The sequence below is a fragment of the Hydrogenophaga sp. LT287 genome (assembly GCF_055702805.1).
In genome coordinates this window covers 27,760-41,239 of record NZ_JBVPZC010000003.1, presented here as the reverse complement: position 1 = coordinate 41,239, position 13,480 = coordinate 27,760, and the positions used below count along the sequence as shown (strand labels likewise).

Genomic DNA, 13,480 nt, shown 5'->3' with positions numbered 1-13,480 from the left:
GCACGTCCCTTCTGCAATACGCCGTTGTGTCAACAGGCGCTGGCCACAAATAGTGCGCAGGTGCTCCTGCTGGCTTTTATTTTCTGGCACTGGTTTTTGAGGAAGGGGGTCTCGTGTCCAGATAAAAACGCGCCATAGGGGAGAGAGATGAAGAGCTGCAAGTGCTCTGGATTCACTTTGGTTGAATCCATGGTGGTCATCGCCATACTGGCTGTCCTGGTGGCCGTGGCCATGCCTGGAATGGCCAGTTTCGGCCATGGCACCCGTCTCTCGGCGTACTCCAACAAATTTTTGGCGGCCTTGTTTTTCGCCAGAAGTGAGGCCATCAAGCGAAATTCCCGGGTGGCTATCTGCAAATCGTCGGATGGGGTGACGTGTGCTGCAGCCGGCAATTGGTCCCAAGGATGGATCGTATTCGCGGATCGAAACAACAATGTGCAACGCGATGCGGGTGAAGCGTTGTTGCTGATGGAGCCGGCCATGCCCGACAACTGGTCGATTTCAGGCAATACACCGGTGGCGAGGTTTGTTTCCTACTCCGGCGCCGGCTCGACTCATCTGGTGAGTGGCGCTTTTCAGGCGGGCACCATCTCCATCTGTCGCAAAACGGAAGTGGCGGCCGTGTCTTCAAGGATCATCATCAACAGTGTGGGGCGACCGAGGACGGTCAGGGTCACGGTGCCATCCTGCTCATGACGGCGGGGCGCCCTGGACCCCGGTTGCCCGTGCCACCATCGCCTTCCGGTGGTTGAGCATCGTGCGGGTGCTTACTTTCTGACTTCGTCCACCAGCGCCCGAAAATCGTCGATGTCTTCGAAGCTTCGGTACACGCTTGCAAAGCGGATGTAAGCCACTTTGTCGAGCTTTTTCAGCTCGCGCATGACCATTTCGCCCAATCGTGTGGCGGGCACTTCACGGGCGCCCAGGTTGAGCAGTTTTTCTTCGATGCGTTCGATGGCGGCGTCCACCTGCTCGGTGCTGACCGGGCGCTTGCGCAAGGCCAGGGAGAAGGAGGCGCGCAGTTTGGCCGGTACGTAGTCCACGCGCCGGCCGTCTTTTTTCACCACGGCCGGGAAGCTGACTTCGGGCCGTTCGTAGGTGGTGAAGCGTTTTTCGCAATGGCCGCATTGGCGGCGCCGGCGGATGAAGTCCGCATCTTCCGAGATGCGGGTTTCCACCACCTGGGTTTCAAGATGGCCGCAAAACGGGCATTTCATCGGATGAATACCTTCGTTAGGCGGCCGTTCTTCACTTGTAGACCGGGAAGCGCGCGGTCAGCGCGTTCACTTTGGCGCGCACGGCGTCGATGTTGGCCGGGTCGCGTGGGTTGTCCAGCACGTCGGCAATCAGGTGGGCGGTCAAGCGGGCTTCTTCGTCCTTGAAGCCGCGCGTGGTCATGGCCGGGGTGCCGATGCGCACACCGCTGGTGACCATGGGTTTTTCCGGGTCGTTGGGGATGGCATTTTTGTTGATGGTCATGTGGGCGCTGCCCAGCACGGCTTCGGCTTCTTTGCCGGTGATGCCTTTGGCCCGCAGGTCGACCAGCATGACGTGGCTTTCGGTGCGGCCGCTGACAATGCGCAAACCACGCTCGGTCAGCGTTTCGGAGACGATACGTGCGTTTGTGAGCACTTGCTGCTGGTAAGCCTTGAATTCAGGTGCAAGCGCTTCCTTGAAAGCCACGGCTTTGGCGGCAATGACGTGCATCAGCGGGCCGCCCTGCAGGCCGGGGAAGATGGCGCTGTTGATGGCTTTTTCGTGTTGGGCCTTCATCAAGATGATGCCGCCGCGGGGGCCGCGCAAGCTCTTGTGGGTGGTGGAGGTGACCACGTCGGCAAACGGCACGGGGTTGGGGTAGACGCCGGCGGCGATCAGGCCGGCGTAATGCGCCATGTCAACCATGAAAATAGCGCCCACGTCTTTGGCCACTTTGGCGAAGCGCTCAAAGTCGATGCGCAGGCTGTAGGCGGAAGCGCCGGCGATGATGAGCTTGGGCTTGGATTCGTGGGCCTTGCGCTCCATGGCGTCGTAGTCGATCGCTTCGTTGGCGTCCAGACCGTAGCTGACCACGTTGAACCACTTGCCGCTCATGTTCAGTGGCATGCCGTGGGTGAGGTGGCCGCCTTCGGCCAGGCTCATGCCCATGATCGTGTCACCGGGCTTCAGGAAAGCCAGAAAAACGGCTTCGTTGGCCGAGGCGCCGCAATGCGGCTGCACGTTGGCAGCATCGGCGCCGAAGATTTGCTTGACGCGGTCGATGGCCAGTTGCTCGGCGATGTCCACGTATTCACAGCCACCGTAGTAGCGCTTGCCGGGGTAGCCTTCGGCGTATTTGTTGGTGAGCTGGGTGCCTTGCGCGGCCATCACGGCGGGCGAGGCGTAGTTTTCACTCGCGATCAGCTCAATGTGGTGCTCTTGGCGGGCGTTTTCCTGCTGGATCGCGGCAAACAGCTCGGGGTCGGTTTGTTCAATCAGAATGTTGCGGTCGTACATATTGGCAGTCCTAGTGACGTGGAACCCTGCGCGGTGGTGACAAAGACAGGGGCTGCCCAGGCGAACGGCTGATCGCCCGTGCGGTGTTTGGCCGTGGGGCGGTACGCTTCCCAGTGGTTGTCCCGGCCGCCAAAGTGTGATGGGGCAGGGGGGCCACGTCAGCGCTTCAAGCCCGTCTGAATTTCAGCAGAGCTTTGCGCCTATCGCCAGTTGCGTACTTGGGTAGTTTAGCCGAGCAACTGTATCCCGGCGCTGGGCTCGGGTAGCACTGGCCGGGGTTTTGGCGCGTGTGGCCAGCGGTGCGTCAGGACTTTGCCAGCGCCTCATCGGTCGGTGTGGTACCGATCGCTGGGGTGACTTCCGCTTCAAGCTCGTCTTGTGGCGTGATGGGTTGAGCGGCGGGTTCCACTGGTGCGACCACAGGGATGGTACGGGCCGGCGGCGTGTAGATTGGCATGGGCTTGCCCAGCGCCACGCTCTGAATGCGCAGGTGCTCGGCCATCACTTTGTTGATGTACCAGCTGCCGTCGGTGCTGACAGCGCCCACATAGAGGCGCAAGCCGCCCTCAACCGAACCTGCCCGTTTGATGCACTCTTGCAGCACCCGCACCCCAACCCGCAGATTCGACACGGGGTCGAACGCAGCCAGTTGACCGCCGAAATCGTCGTATTTTTCGGTGTGTACGCGGGTCATGACCTGCATCAGACCTTGTGCGCCCACGGGGCTTTGGGCAAAGGGGTTGAAGCGCGATTCAATGGCCATGACCGCGAGGATCAGGGTGGGATCGAGCCGGGCTTTTTGGCCGATTTCGAAGGCTTCAGCCACCAGCACGCTCAAGGGCTCGGGGGCCACACGGTATTTACGACTGAGCCAGAAGGCCACATTGGCCTGCTCTTTGGGCAGCGCCTTGGGCTCGGCCGCAGTGACCCGGTCAATGGCGCTGGGTTCTGATGCGTAGACCATGGCGTCGGTGTCTGCCATCGCCACGGCTTCCTGGCGCTGCAGCAGCCAACCCAGCAGATGCTGTTCGGCACTGGAGCGCAGGTCGGCCCGCATGCCCAGCACGATCAGGGCCACCGCCAAGGTGGTGCCCATCAGTGCAATACCGCTGTGGGTGATGTCAAAGAAACCCCGGGACACGTCGCCGAGGGTGGTTTTAAGGGCGGCCACGGCACCTGGGGTGCTCTTGTGTGGCGTTCGCGTTGGTGCGGTCATGTTGTCGGTCCTTTCTGCGCCGGCCTGGCTGTTCGAGTCAGGGCGGCTGGATTGGGTCGCCATCGATGGCGCGACCTTGTGGGTCTTGCGGTCGAATTAGCCTGTCTCGGCAGCGGTTCGGGTTTACCCTGAAGGGGCAAAGTGGCCGGATGTTATGGGCTTATTAATATCAAGTCAATGTTATGAAGTGGTTTCATAGAAACGAATGGATATATAGAAAGGTGCTTCCGGTCTTCGATTCGCACAACCGTAGCGCCAACGCCAGCGCCATCAAGGGCTACGGGCGCCTGCAACACATGCGACCGCTTGTCGCCTAAAAACCACCTTTCAGTTTGGTTGGGCGCATTGCCGTGCGTCCGAATGGGACGTCAATGCGCGATTGAAATTCCCCATCGGCCTAGCCTGCGCGGCCTCTTGATGCGTAGGGTCAACGGGAGTAATCTTCGGTTGCGTGTCATCGCGACTCGCATTTGCTGGCACAAGGGTCCGTCCCGATGCCAGCCCCCAACGGGGGCAATCTCTTGCTCCCAGGTTGGAGAGACACCAATCTCTCTCCACCAAAACCGACGGCAAGAGCGTTTTGCCCGCCGTCAACCCCGGTGGCTCACGCTGCCGGGGTTTCTTTTTTCTCAGGCCACCCTGGGGGTTTGGCCTTCACCGCAGTTCGGCGAAACTCGGCGCATGGAAAAAGAGCTCCCCGAGTCCCCCTCTTCATCAACGGCCTCGCGTGCTGTCTGGGTGCGCCGCCTGTGGCTCGGGCTGGGCGTGTTGTTGCTGGTTTGGTTGCTGGCCTGGCTGGCCATGCCGCCGATATTGAAATGGCAGCTGCAAAAGCAGGCCAGTGCCTTGCTGGGGCGCACCGTGTCAGTGGACCGTGTGGACTTTCGGCCCTGGACGCTGGAACTGACACTTGAAGGCCTGCGGGTGGCCAGCGCAGATGCCACAGGCGAGCAGCTGTCGGTGCACCGTATCTATATGGACGCTGAATTGCAGTCCTTGCTGCGCTTGGCGCCTGTGGTGGACGCCCTGGTGGTGGAACAACCGCGCCTGGCGCTGCGGCATCTGGGTGAGGGCCGGTACGACGTGGACGACGTGTTGCAGCGGCTGGCCCAGCCGCAGCCGGACGGGCCGGCTGAGCCTGCGCGCTTTGCCCTTTTCAACATGGCTTTGACAGGCGGTGAGGTGGTGTTCAACGACGACAGTGTCGCGACCACCCACCGGCTGACCGACCTGGTTGTGAAACTGCCGTTTCTGAGCAACCTGTCTTCCCAGCGAGAGGTTCTGACGCAGCCGGAGCTGGCCTTTGTGCTCAACGGCAATGCTTTTGACTCCCGAGCCGAAACCAAGCCGTTTGCCCCGTCCCGGGCCACACAGGCGAGCCTGACGCTGCCTGCGCTGGACTTGGCGCCTTACCTGCCGTACTGGCCGGCGCAGTGGCCCGTGAAACCTGAGGCCGGCATTTTGCAGCTGGCCCTCACGCTCGACTTTGAACAGGAAGCCGACGTGCCGCGGGTGGCACTGTCGGGTTCGGCATCGCTGTCGGGTTTTCGCGCTGTGCAACGCGGCTTGGGCGGTCAGGGCGCCGCGCAGCCGCTGCTGGCGTTTGAGCGGCTGGCTTTGGTGCTCAATCGGGTGGAGCCTTTGGCGCGGCGTGCGGATGTGGCTTCGGTTGAATGGCTGGGGCCGCAGCTGTCGGTGGTGCGCGACGCGGCTGGGCGCATCAACCTGCAGCAGTTGGCTTCGGCATGGGGGGCGTTGCCCTCTGCTCAGCCTGAGTCTTCGCCTCCCGCCGCAGCGCCTTGGGACGTGCACGCCCGGCGGGCGGTGCTGGAGCGGGGCACGCTGGCTTGGGCCGATGCCGCTGTGCGGCCCTCGGCGCAGATGGCGCTGGAGGATGTGCGCTGGACCGCCGAGGGCTTGCGCTGGCCGGTGCAGGCACCCGTGCCTTTTCAGGCCTCTGCCCGTTTGGCTGCGACACCGCTGAACCTGCAGGGCCTTGCCACCGATGCCTCGGCCCAGGTGCAGCTGACCGTGGGCGAGTTGCCGCTGAACCTGGCCGCACCTTACCTGGCCCACGTGTTGCAGCCGGCGCTGGGTGGGCGCGTGTCGGCCGATCTGGCGCTGGATTGGCAGGCCGCGCGTGGGGGCAAACCGATGGCCCTGGTGTTGCGCGCGCCAAAAATTCAAGGCGATGACCTCAGCCTGGGGCCGGCGAAGGCGCCTCAAGTGGGCGTGCGGCGCCTGTTGCTGGAGGGGTTGAACGTGGACCTGGTGGGCCGCTCTATTGACGCGGCTTCGCTGGTGCTCACGCGGCCCCAAGTGCAGGTCGAGCGGGGGTCTGACGGGCAGTGGATGGCCGAGCGGTGGTTGAAGTCCGGCAGCACAGCCGATTCCCGCGTTGCAGCCGGCACCGCAGCAGAGCAGCCCTGGAGGCTGGCGCTGGCCAGCCTGGCGGTGAACGACGGACTGGTCGGGTTTGAAGACCGATTGCCCGAGCTGCCGGTGGCCCTGCAGTTTGCGGGGCTCAAACTGCAGGTGAAAAACCTGAAGCCTTTTGAGCGCACGCAAGCCGCCATGCCGGTGTCGTTGCAGCTGCGCATGGGCTTTGCACCAGGCGAGGCCACCGCTCAGGCCGACCCCGGGCGACTGGCGCTTAGCGGCTCCCTGCGTTTGCCGGGCGCAGGTCCCCAAGATGCGGGTCTGGCGTTGCGCGGCCAGGTCACCGCCGAGCGGCTGCCTGTGCACGCTTTCGAGCCCTACTTTGGCGACCGGCTGAACCTGGATCTGCTGCGCGCCGACACCAGTTACCGCGGCGCTTTGCAGCTGGGTTTGCCGCCGCAAGGCTTGTCGCTTGGTTTGGCGGGTGATGCCGCGCTGGAAGACTTTCGCGCCAACACGCTGTCGCCCAGTGAAGACCTGCTGGCCTGGAAAGCACTCAACTTGCGGGGCCTGAAGCTCGCCTTGGCACCCGGGCAAACCACGAGCCTGGTGGTGGGTGAAACCGTGCTGAGCGACTATTTCGCTCGCATCATCGTGGCCGAAGACGGCCGCATCAACTTGCAGGGCCTGGTGAAGGCCGATGCCGTTGAGGGTGCCGCAGCGCCGGGGCAAGGTGGGGCGGTCACCGCTTCTTCCGCCCAGGCTGTGACGTCAACCGTGGTCACAACGGCTGTTCAGCCCGCCGGCACAGTCGCCAGCTTGGACACCGCTTCGCCTGCTGGCGGCCCAGACATCCGGTTTGGTCCGGTGAGTCTGGTCAATGGCCGCGTGTTCTTCTCAGACCGCTTCATTCAACCCAATTATTCGGCCAACCTCACCGAGCTCACCGGCGGGCTGAGCGCCTTTGCCAACAATGTTGCTGTGCAAGGTGGCCCGCCCCCGCTATCCGACCTGTCGCTGCGCGGGCGCGCTGAGGGCACGGCGGCGCTGGAAATCGACGGCAAGCTCAACCCGCTGGCCCAGCCCCTGGCGCTGGACATTGAGGGCCGCGTGCGCGATCTGGAATTGCCCCCGCTGTCGCCCTATGCGGTCAAGTACGCGGGCCATGGCATTGAGCGTGGCAAGCTCAGTGTGGACGTGGCCTACCGCGTGGCGCCGGATGGCCAGCTCAGCGCCAGCAACCAGGTGATTTTGAATCAGCTCAGTTTTGGCGACCGCGCACCCGACAGCGAAGCGCCGAACCTGCCCGTGAAGCTGGCGGTGGCGCTGCTGGCCGATCGCAATGGGGTGATTGACATCAACCTTCCCGTGAGTGGTTCGATCAACGACCCGCAGTTCCGGCTGGGCCCGATCGTGGTGCGCTTGGTGCTCAACCTCATCGGCAAAGCTATCACGTCGCCTTTTTCATTGCTGGCAGGGGCTTTGGGCGGCGGTGGAGACGAGATGAGCCAAGTGGTGTTCAGCCCTGGTAGCACCGAGTTGGCAGACGATGCGCGCCAGCGGCTGAACGCGGTGGCCAAGGCGCTGGCAGACCGCCCGGCGCTGCAACTGACGGTGGTGGGGCACAGCGACCTGGAAGCCGAACGCAGCGGCGTGCAGCGCGCCCGGCTGAACGAGCGCGTGCTGGCCGAAAAACGCCGTGTCCTGGCCCGTTCTGGCGGCTCACTCACGGGCACGCTGGTGGTCTCACCCGCTGAATACCCCGCGCTGCTCAAAGCGGTTTACCAGCGGGCCGACATACCCAAGCCTCGCAACCTGGTGGGTATGGCCAAAGACATTCCGCAAGCCGACATGGAAGCCTTGTTGCTGGCTTCAACGGCCGTGAGCGCTGATGCCCTGCGCGAACTGGCCGTGGCGCGCGCGGTGGCGGTGAAGGACTACCTTGCCAGCCGCAACCTGCCCGAAGACCGCATGTTTCTGGGGGCGCCACAGCTCGCGCAGCAAGGCGACCGGTGGGTGCCGCAGGCCGAGCTCAAGCTGGCCGCGCGCTGACGTCTGGTGCATGTCCGCCACCGCGCGCCGGGCTGGCCAGACCGGGGCGTCTTGCCGTAGCATCGGGGCCGCGTCAACACCGGCGACAATACACACATGAGCCGCTCCGCTGGGGTGCGGCCCGCTGAATCTTCTGAAGTCCTTATTTATATATGTCGCTGTTCTCCCTGCGCAAGCCGTCGCCACAGTCCAACGCCCCCGAATCTGCCGTGAACACACCCGCTCAACCCAAAGCCGCTGCATCCCACCCGCTGGACGCCGTGACGGGTGGCGCCTTCACCGCACCCACATCGGGCGAGCGCGCAGCACGCATCCGCGAATGGCTGGCCACCGACCCTGCGCTGGAGCTCATGAACGAGGTGTTCAAAGAATTGTCCCACCGCGACCGCGGTGCGGCCAAGCCGTTGAAGGAAAAGCTCGACGAACTCAAGCGCCAGAAATCGCAAGAGCAGATCGGTGTGGAATGGGCGCAAAAAGCCCAGGCTTTGCTGGACCATTCCCGCCTGAACCTGGCCGATGCCCTGGCCTGGCAACGCGACGCTGCCCGCGCTGGCGCGCCGCTGTCCCGCGAGCCGCTGGCCTCCTTGAAGCAGGCCCTGGCTGAGCGCGTGAAGGCCATTGAAGACCTGCAGCACCGGGTACAGGTAGAGCGTGAAGCCGCTGTGCTGATCGCGCAGCGCATTGAAGTGTTGTCCACCAAGCCCTGGCGCGAAGCCCAGCACAGCACCGAAACCCTGCGCGGCGACGTGGCGCACTGGCAGCAGCAAGCCAGCGCCCTGATGCAAGACGCCCAGTGGCCCAGCGTGGAAGTGAAGTTTCCACCCATGCTGGAAGCATCGCGCAACCAGCTGCAGCTGGTGTGGGACGCTTTTGAGGCCGCCCTGGCCCAAACCGTGGCCGCCGACGCCAACCCGCAGGCGCCGCTGCCCGCCGTGCCCGTGTGGGCTGACGAACTGCGTGCTGCCCGCGGCATGGACGCTGCCGTGCCCGCTGAAAAAGCCGCACATGACTCGCAGGCCGCCCAAGAGAAGCGGGCCCGCGTGGCGGCCGATCTGGACAAAGCACTGACCGTGCTCGAACGCGAGTTGGCCGAAGGCCACGGCAAGGCCACACCCAAAGCGGCCGCCGATGTGCGCGCCGTGCTCAAGAGCCACGGCCGTTTGGTGAGCGCCGAGCAGGAAGCCCTTGCGCACGCTGCGTTGTCGCAAGCGGGAGAGCTGGAAGGTTGGCAGCGCTGGCGTGCCGATCAGTTGCGTGAAGAGCTGGTGGCCAAGGCCGAGTCGTTGTTGCAAGCCCCGGAAGGCCAGCGCATGGGTGGGCGCAAGATGCAGGAATCCCTGCGCAGCCTGCGCGACCAATGGAAAACCACCGACCAGGGCGGTCAGCCCAACCACGCGCTGTGGAAACGGTTTGACGAAGCCTGCACCGAAGCCCACAAAGTGGTGGAAACCTGGCTGGCCCAGGTGCGCCAGCAGGCCGATGCCCACAAGGCCCAGCGCCTCGCCATCATCGAAGAGCTGAAGGCCTGGACCGCAGCGCACGCCGAGAGCACCGACTGGAAAGCCCAAGTGCGTGAACTGCACGCTTTTTCCGAGCGCTGGCGCGAAGCCGGTCACTTGAGCGAAAAAGCCTTTGCCGATATCCAGCCCGTCTGGAAAGACGTGATGCACACCGCCCATGCCCGCCTGGAGGCTGCTCAGGCCGAAAGCACGGCACGCCGCCGCGCCCTGATTGAAGAGGCCGCTGTGCTGGGTGCCGCGCCCATGTTGCGCATTGACGCCGTGAAAGCACTGCAGCAGCGCTGGCAGGCCGAAGCCCACGCGGTGCCGTTGGAGCGCAAACACGAGCAAAAGCTGTGGGAAGCCTTCCGCCAGCCGATTGACGATGCCTTTGCCCGCAAGAGCACCGAGCGCGAAAAAGCGTCGGCCGCACTCAATGAACACGATCAGCGCGTGCTCGACGCCTCCCGTGCGCTGGAAGCGGCCAGTGCCAGCGGCGATGCGCAGCAGATCCGCGCGGCCATGGCCGAGCTGGAAGCCGCAATGGCCGGCCAGCCAGCAGCTGCAGCGCCTGCAGCCCAACCTGCCCATGTGGTTGCCAAGCCCGAGGTGGCCGCTGCGGCCGAGCCCGCTGAGGTCGCTGTGCCAGCGCCTGAAGCCGAATCCGATTCAGAGCCTACCGCTGCTGAAGGCGCCGTTGAAGAACGAGTTGCCGAGCCCGTGGTGGCAGCGGCGCCGGCTGCACCACCCAAAAAAGTGGTGGCCGTGCGCGGCGACGACCGCCCCGGCATGAAGAAAGCCGAGCCTGCTGGCCGCGATGGCCGCCGCAGCGACCGCCCAGGTGACCGCCGCGACGGCCCACCCGGCCGCCCCGATGCCCGCGGTGGCCGCGATGCGCGCGGTGCTGGTGCTGCCCCCATGCGCGACCAGCGCGACTGGCGCGAAGAGCGCGAGCCGCGCGGCCCGCGCCTGGGCGACGCCGCTTTTCGCGCGCAGCGCCAGGCCATTGAAGCGGCGCAGGCCAGCTTGCGCAAGCTGGCCGCGCAGGCCCATGGCGAGGTGCTGACGCAGCTGATGGCGGCGTGGGAGCAGCGCGACGCTCAGCAATTGCCCACGGCGCAAGCACTGGGCCCACGCCTGACGCCTGCCATGCGCTCTGCTTGGGTGGCGGCGGTGTCCAAAGCCGCCGGTGCCTTGGCTGGCGAGACTTTGTTGCGCCTGGAAATGGCCGCCGAAGTGCCCACCCCGGCCGAACACCTGAGCGACCGGCGCATGTTGCAGCTGCAGTTGCTGACGCGCCGCAACGCCGCCAGCCCCACCGAAACCTGGGCTGAGGACGTGGCCAAGGTGCTGGCCAGCCCGTTTGACGCTGCCGTGGCTCGCCGCTTGCAAAACGTGTTGAAGGCGCTGCTCAAGCGCTGATGCCCCAGCAAGCCTCGCTGGCTGCACGCCGTGTGGCCGCTGTTAGGGTGCGCGCGGTCTTTCGGCCGCTGCACAGCTTCTGTGCCGTACCGCGTTCAGGGGCTGCTGGGCTTGGCCTTTGCGGTCGTCCGTCTCGATCAGCGGCCCGGTGACTTGGGTCTGAAGAAGCCGTCGTACAGCGGTAGCAGCTCGTGGAACTCCTGGGCGAAGCGTTCGCGGTTGACGAAATAGGCCTCGCAGGTCACGGCAAAGAACTCGGCAGGGTCTTTGGCTGCGTAGTCATCCAGCCAGGGCCGCTCGCCACCAAATCGTTCGGCCATTGCCACCGCCTCGCGAAAGCGGTCGAACGCGTGTTGCATGGTGCTGCGCCAGTGTTCGCGCGCTTCGGTGGGGTTTTGCATGCCCAAAAAGCCTTGTGGCAAGGGCGGTGCCCCGTCCGGGCTGTCGCCGGGGCGCATGCGGTGCATGTCCATTTTGTGGACGAACTCGTGGATCACCACGTTGCTGCCGCCGGGCGCTGCATGAGCGGCTTGAGCCACCTCTTGCCAGCTGAGCATGATGGGGCCGCGGTCCATGGCTTCGCCTGCGAGCACTTCGCGGTAGCGGTGCACCACGCCGCTCCCGTCGGTGATTTCACGCTGGGCCACGGCGGCGCCTGGCTGCACCACAATGCCCACAAAATCGCCATACCAGTCCAGTGCTTTCAAGCGGTCTGGGTCTGGCCCAAGGCTGCCCACGCCACCCATGTGCAGCAGGGGCAAGCAGGCCTGGGCGGCTATGGCGAGTGCCATGGCGTCGGTAATGTTCAGGCCGTTTGCGCCGTGAAATTCCTTTTCCATCAAAAAGTGCGCAGAGAGTTGGCGCAAATGCCGTTGCTCGGCCGGGTTGAGTGCGGCCAGAAACGGGTGGTGTGCCAAGGTGCTGCGCCACAGGGGCTCCGGCACGGGTGGTGGGCTTCGCAGCCGCCGCGGTAGCCAGCGCTGGACGAAGGCGGGCAAAAAGGCGGTCAGCTGTTGCGCTGGCATGGGTGCTAGCGGGCCGGTGCCCGTGGTGTGCGGTGCAGGCCTTGGGCATCCAGCCGCAACACCTCGGCCCGCGGCGGTTGTGCGCTCAGGTCCCAATCGCTCAGCACCACGCGCTGCAGTCCATCGCCCAGGTCGTGTCGCGCGGGTCGGTGGGTGTGGCCGTGAATCAGCGTGGTGCAGCCGCTGCGTTGCAACCAGGCGCGTGCGGCGGGTGTGTCGACGTCGGCCCAAAGGGCAGGGTCGCCCGCGGTTTCGGCTTTGTGCGCCTGGCTTTGTTGTCGCAGGCTGCGCGCAATGGCTTCGCGTTCAGGCAGCGGTTGGGCCAAAAAATCGCGTTGCCAGGCCGGTTGGCGCACCATGGTACGAAACCGCATGTAGTCCGCGTCATCGAGACACAGCGCATCGCCATGGCTCAACAGCCATCGCTGCGCTTGAAAAACGAGCACCGTGGGGTCGGGCAGTCCCTGCATGCCGCAGGCGCTCAGGGCCTCTGGCCCCAACAGAAAATCGCGGTTGCCGTGCATGAAGAACACGGGCGTGTGCTGGCTGTAGGCGCGCAAAGCGGCGGCACAGTCGCGCCAGAAGCGCTGGTCTTCGGCTTCGGTGAGGGCGGCTTTGGGGGCTGTGGCGTGCAACACGTCGTCGCCCACCCACACCTCGAACAGGTCGCCCAGGATGAAGAGGGCATCGGCCCGCTGGCTGTGCGGCGCTTGCAGCAGCTGCTGCCACGCATCCAACGTGGCGGGGTCTCCCGCGTGCAGGTGCAAATCTGAAATGAAATCGACCGCCCGCCAGTGCGCTGGGGCGTGCCATTCGGCAAACGGGGCGGTGAGGGATTCGTCCATAGAAAAAGGGGGCTGTGAGCCCCCTCTTGTGTGCATCCGTCTTTAGATCGCGACCGCTTTTTCGATCACGACGTCATCTTTGGGCACGTCGTCATGGAAGCCTTTGCGGCCCGTGGCCACGCCTTCAATTTTCTTGACGATGTCAGCGCCGGAGACCACTTTGCCGAACACGGCATAGCCCCAGCCTTGCGCGCTGGGCGCGGTGTGGTTCAGGAAACCGTTGTTCGACACGTTGATGAAGAACTGAGCGGTGGCCGAGTGGGGGTCGCTGGTGCGGGCCATCGCCACGGTGTACTGGTCGTTCTTGAGGCCGTTGTTGGCTTCGTTGTTGATGGGGGCATCGCTGGGCTTCTGGTTCATGCCTGGCTCAAAGCCGCCGCCCTGCACCATGAAGCCGGGAATCACGCGGTGAAACACCGTGTTGTTGTAGTGGCCCTTGTTCACGTAGGACAGGAAGTTGGCGGTGGACAAAGGGGCTTTGTCAGCGTCCAGTTCCAGGGTGACGACGCCAAAGTTGGCAATGTGCAGTTCGACTTGGGGGTTGGCCAT

The 13,480-nt window shown here is 64.5% G+C and carries 10 protein-coding genes; 3 read left to right on the top strand and 7 right to left on the bottom strand.

Annotation, left to right across the window (positions count from 1 at the left end):
- Nucleotides 1-29: 29 nt before the first annotated feature.
- Entirely contained in the window at nt 30-206 is a 177-nt protein-coding gene (locus AC0GNR_RS03725; protein WP_472899662.1) for a hypothetical protein, read from the bottom strand.
- Here AC0GNR_RS03725 and AC0GNR_RS03720 point away from each other — a divergent pair.
- On the top strand, nt 190-696 hold the full coding sequence (locus AC0GNR_RS03720) for a GspH/FimT family pseudopilin (protein ID WP_472899661.1): 507 nt from the start codon (nt 190-192) through the stop codon (nt 694-696). The two genes, AC0GNR_RS03725 and AC0GNR_RS03720, sit on opposite strands and share 17 nt — an antisense overlap.
- Before the next feature lie 71 nt (nt 697-767).
- On the opposite strand, the gene nrdR is transcribed toward AC0GNR_RS03720, so the two are convergent.
- From nrdR to AC0GNR_RS03705, 3 genes are all read right to left on the bottom strand, one after another.
- Nucleotides 768-1,217 (bottom strand): transcriptional regulator NrdR, encoded by a 450-nt coding sequence (gene nrdR / locus AC0GNR_RS03715; protein ID WP_304838413.1) that lies wholly within the window; start codon nt 1,215-1,217, stop codon nt 768-770.
- A 31-nt stretch (nt 1,218-1,248) separates the two neighbouring features.
- Nucleotides 1,249-2,493: a serine hydroxymethyltransferase gene (gene glyA, locus AC0GNR_RS03710; protein ID WP_472899660.1), complete on the bottom strand. Its 1,245-nt coding sequence runs from the start codon at nt 2,491-2,493 to the stop codon at nt 1,249-1,251.
- Nucleotides 2,494-2,797: 304 nt separating this feature from the next.
- Nucleotides 2,798-3,709, bottom strand: a complete 912-nt coding sequence (locus tag AC0GNR_RS03705; RefSeq protein WP_472899659.1) for a lytic transglycosylase domain-containing protein — start codon at nt 3,707-3,709, stop codon at nt 2,798-2,800.
- Nucleotides 3,710-4,390: 681 nt separating this feature from the next.
- Between AC0GNR_RS03705 and AC0GNR_RS03700 the strand changes: the two genes are divergently transcribed.
- A complete protein-coding gene (locus AC0GNR_RS03700; protein WP_472899658.1) occupies nt 4,391-8,140 on the top strand; it encodes a DUF748 domain-containing protein in 3,750 nt (1,249 codons plus the stop codon).
- Between the two features lie 152 nt (nt 8,141-8,292).
- A complete protein-coding gene (locus AC0GNR_RS03695; protein WP_472899657.1) occupies nt 8,293-11,061 on the top strand; it encodes a DUF349 domain-containing protein in 2,769 nt (922 codons plus the stop codon).
- 137 nt (nt 11,062-11,198) lie between these two features.
- On the opposite strand, the gene AC0GNR_RS03690 is transcribed toward AC0GNR_RS03695, so the two are convergent.
- The 3 genes from AC0GNR_RS03690 to AC0GNR_RS03680 are packed head-to-tail and all read right to left on the bottom strand — an operon-like array spanning nt 11,199 to nt 13,480.
- Nucleotides 11,199-12,086: a M90 family metallopeptidase gene (locus AC0GNR_RS03690; protein ID WP_472899656.1), complete on the bottom strand. Its 888-nt coding sequence runs from the start codon at nt 12,084-12,086 to the stop codon at nt 11,199-11,201.
- Nucleotides 12,087-12,091: 5 nt separating this feature from the next.
- Nucleotides 12,092-12,931, bottom strand: a complete 840-nt coding sequence (locus AC0GNR_RS03685; RefSeq protein ID WP_472899655.1) for a UDP-2,3-diacylglucosamine diphosphatase — start codon at nt 12,929-12,931, stop codon at nt 12,092-12,094.
- Between the two features lie 42 nt (nt 12,932-12,973).
- Nucleotides 12,974-13,480, bottom strand: a complete 507-nt coding sequence (locus AC0GNR_RS03680) for a peptidylprolyl isomerase (protein WP_472899654.1) — start codon at nt 13,478-13,480, stop codon at nt 12,974-12,976.

Excerpts from the sequence above, each read along its gene's own strand:
- AC0GNR_RS03720 (WP_472899661.1), top strand. The coding sequence starts at position 190 with ATGGTGGTCATCGCCATACTGGCTGTCCTGGTGGCCGTGGCCATGCCT.
- AC0GNR_RS03725 (WP_472899662.1), bottom strand. The coding sequence starts at position 206 with ATGGCGATGACCACCATGGATTCAACCAAAGTGAATCCAGAGCACTTG.
- nrdR (WP_304838413.1), bottom strand. The coding sequence starts at position 1,217 with ATGAAATGCCCGTTTTGCGGCCATCTTGAAACCCAGGTGGTGGAAACC.
- glyA (WP_472899660.1), bottom strand. The coding sequence starts at position 2,493 with ATGTACGACCGCAACATTCTGATTGAACAAACCGACCCCGAGCTGTTT.
- AC0GNR_RS03705 (WP_472899659.1), bottom strand. The coding sequence starts at position 3,709 with ATGACCGCACCAACGCGAACGCCACACAAGAGCACCCCAGGTGCCGTG.
- AC0GNR_RS03700 (WP_472899658.1), top strand. The coding sequence starts at position 4,391 with ATGGAAAAAGAGCTCCCCGAGTCCCCCTCTTCATCAACGGCCTCGCGT.
- AC0GNR_RS03695 (WP_472899657.1), top strand. The coding sequence starts at position 8,293 with ATGTCGCTGTTCTCCCTGCGCAAGCCGTCGCCACAGTCCAACGCCCCC.
- AC0GNR_RS03690 (WP_472899656.1), bottom strand. The coding sequence starts at position 12,086 with ATGCCAGCGCAACAGCTGACCGCCTTTTTGCCCGCCTTCGTCCAGCGC.
- AC0GNR_RS03685 (WP_472899655.1), bottom strand. The coding sequence starts at position 12,931 with ATGGACGAATCCCTCACCGCCCCGTTTGCCGAATGGCACGCCCCAGCG.
- AC0GNR_RS03680 (WP_472899654.1), bottom strand. The coding sequence starts at position 13,480 with ATGGCCAACCCCCAAGTCGAACTGCACATTGCCAACTTTGGCGTCGTC.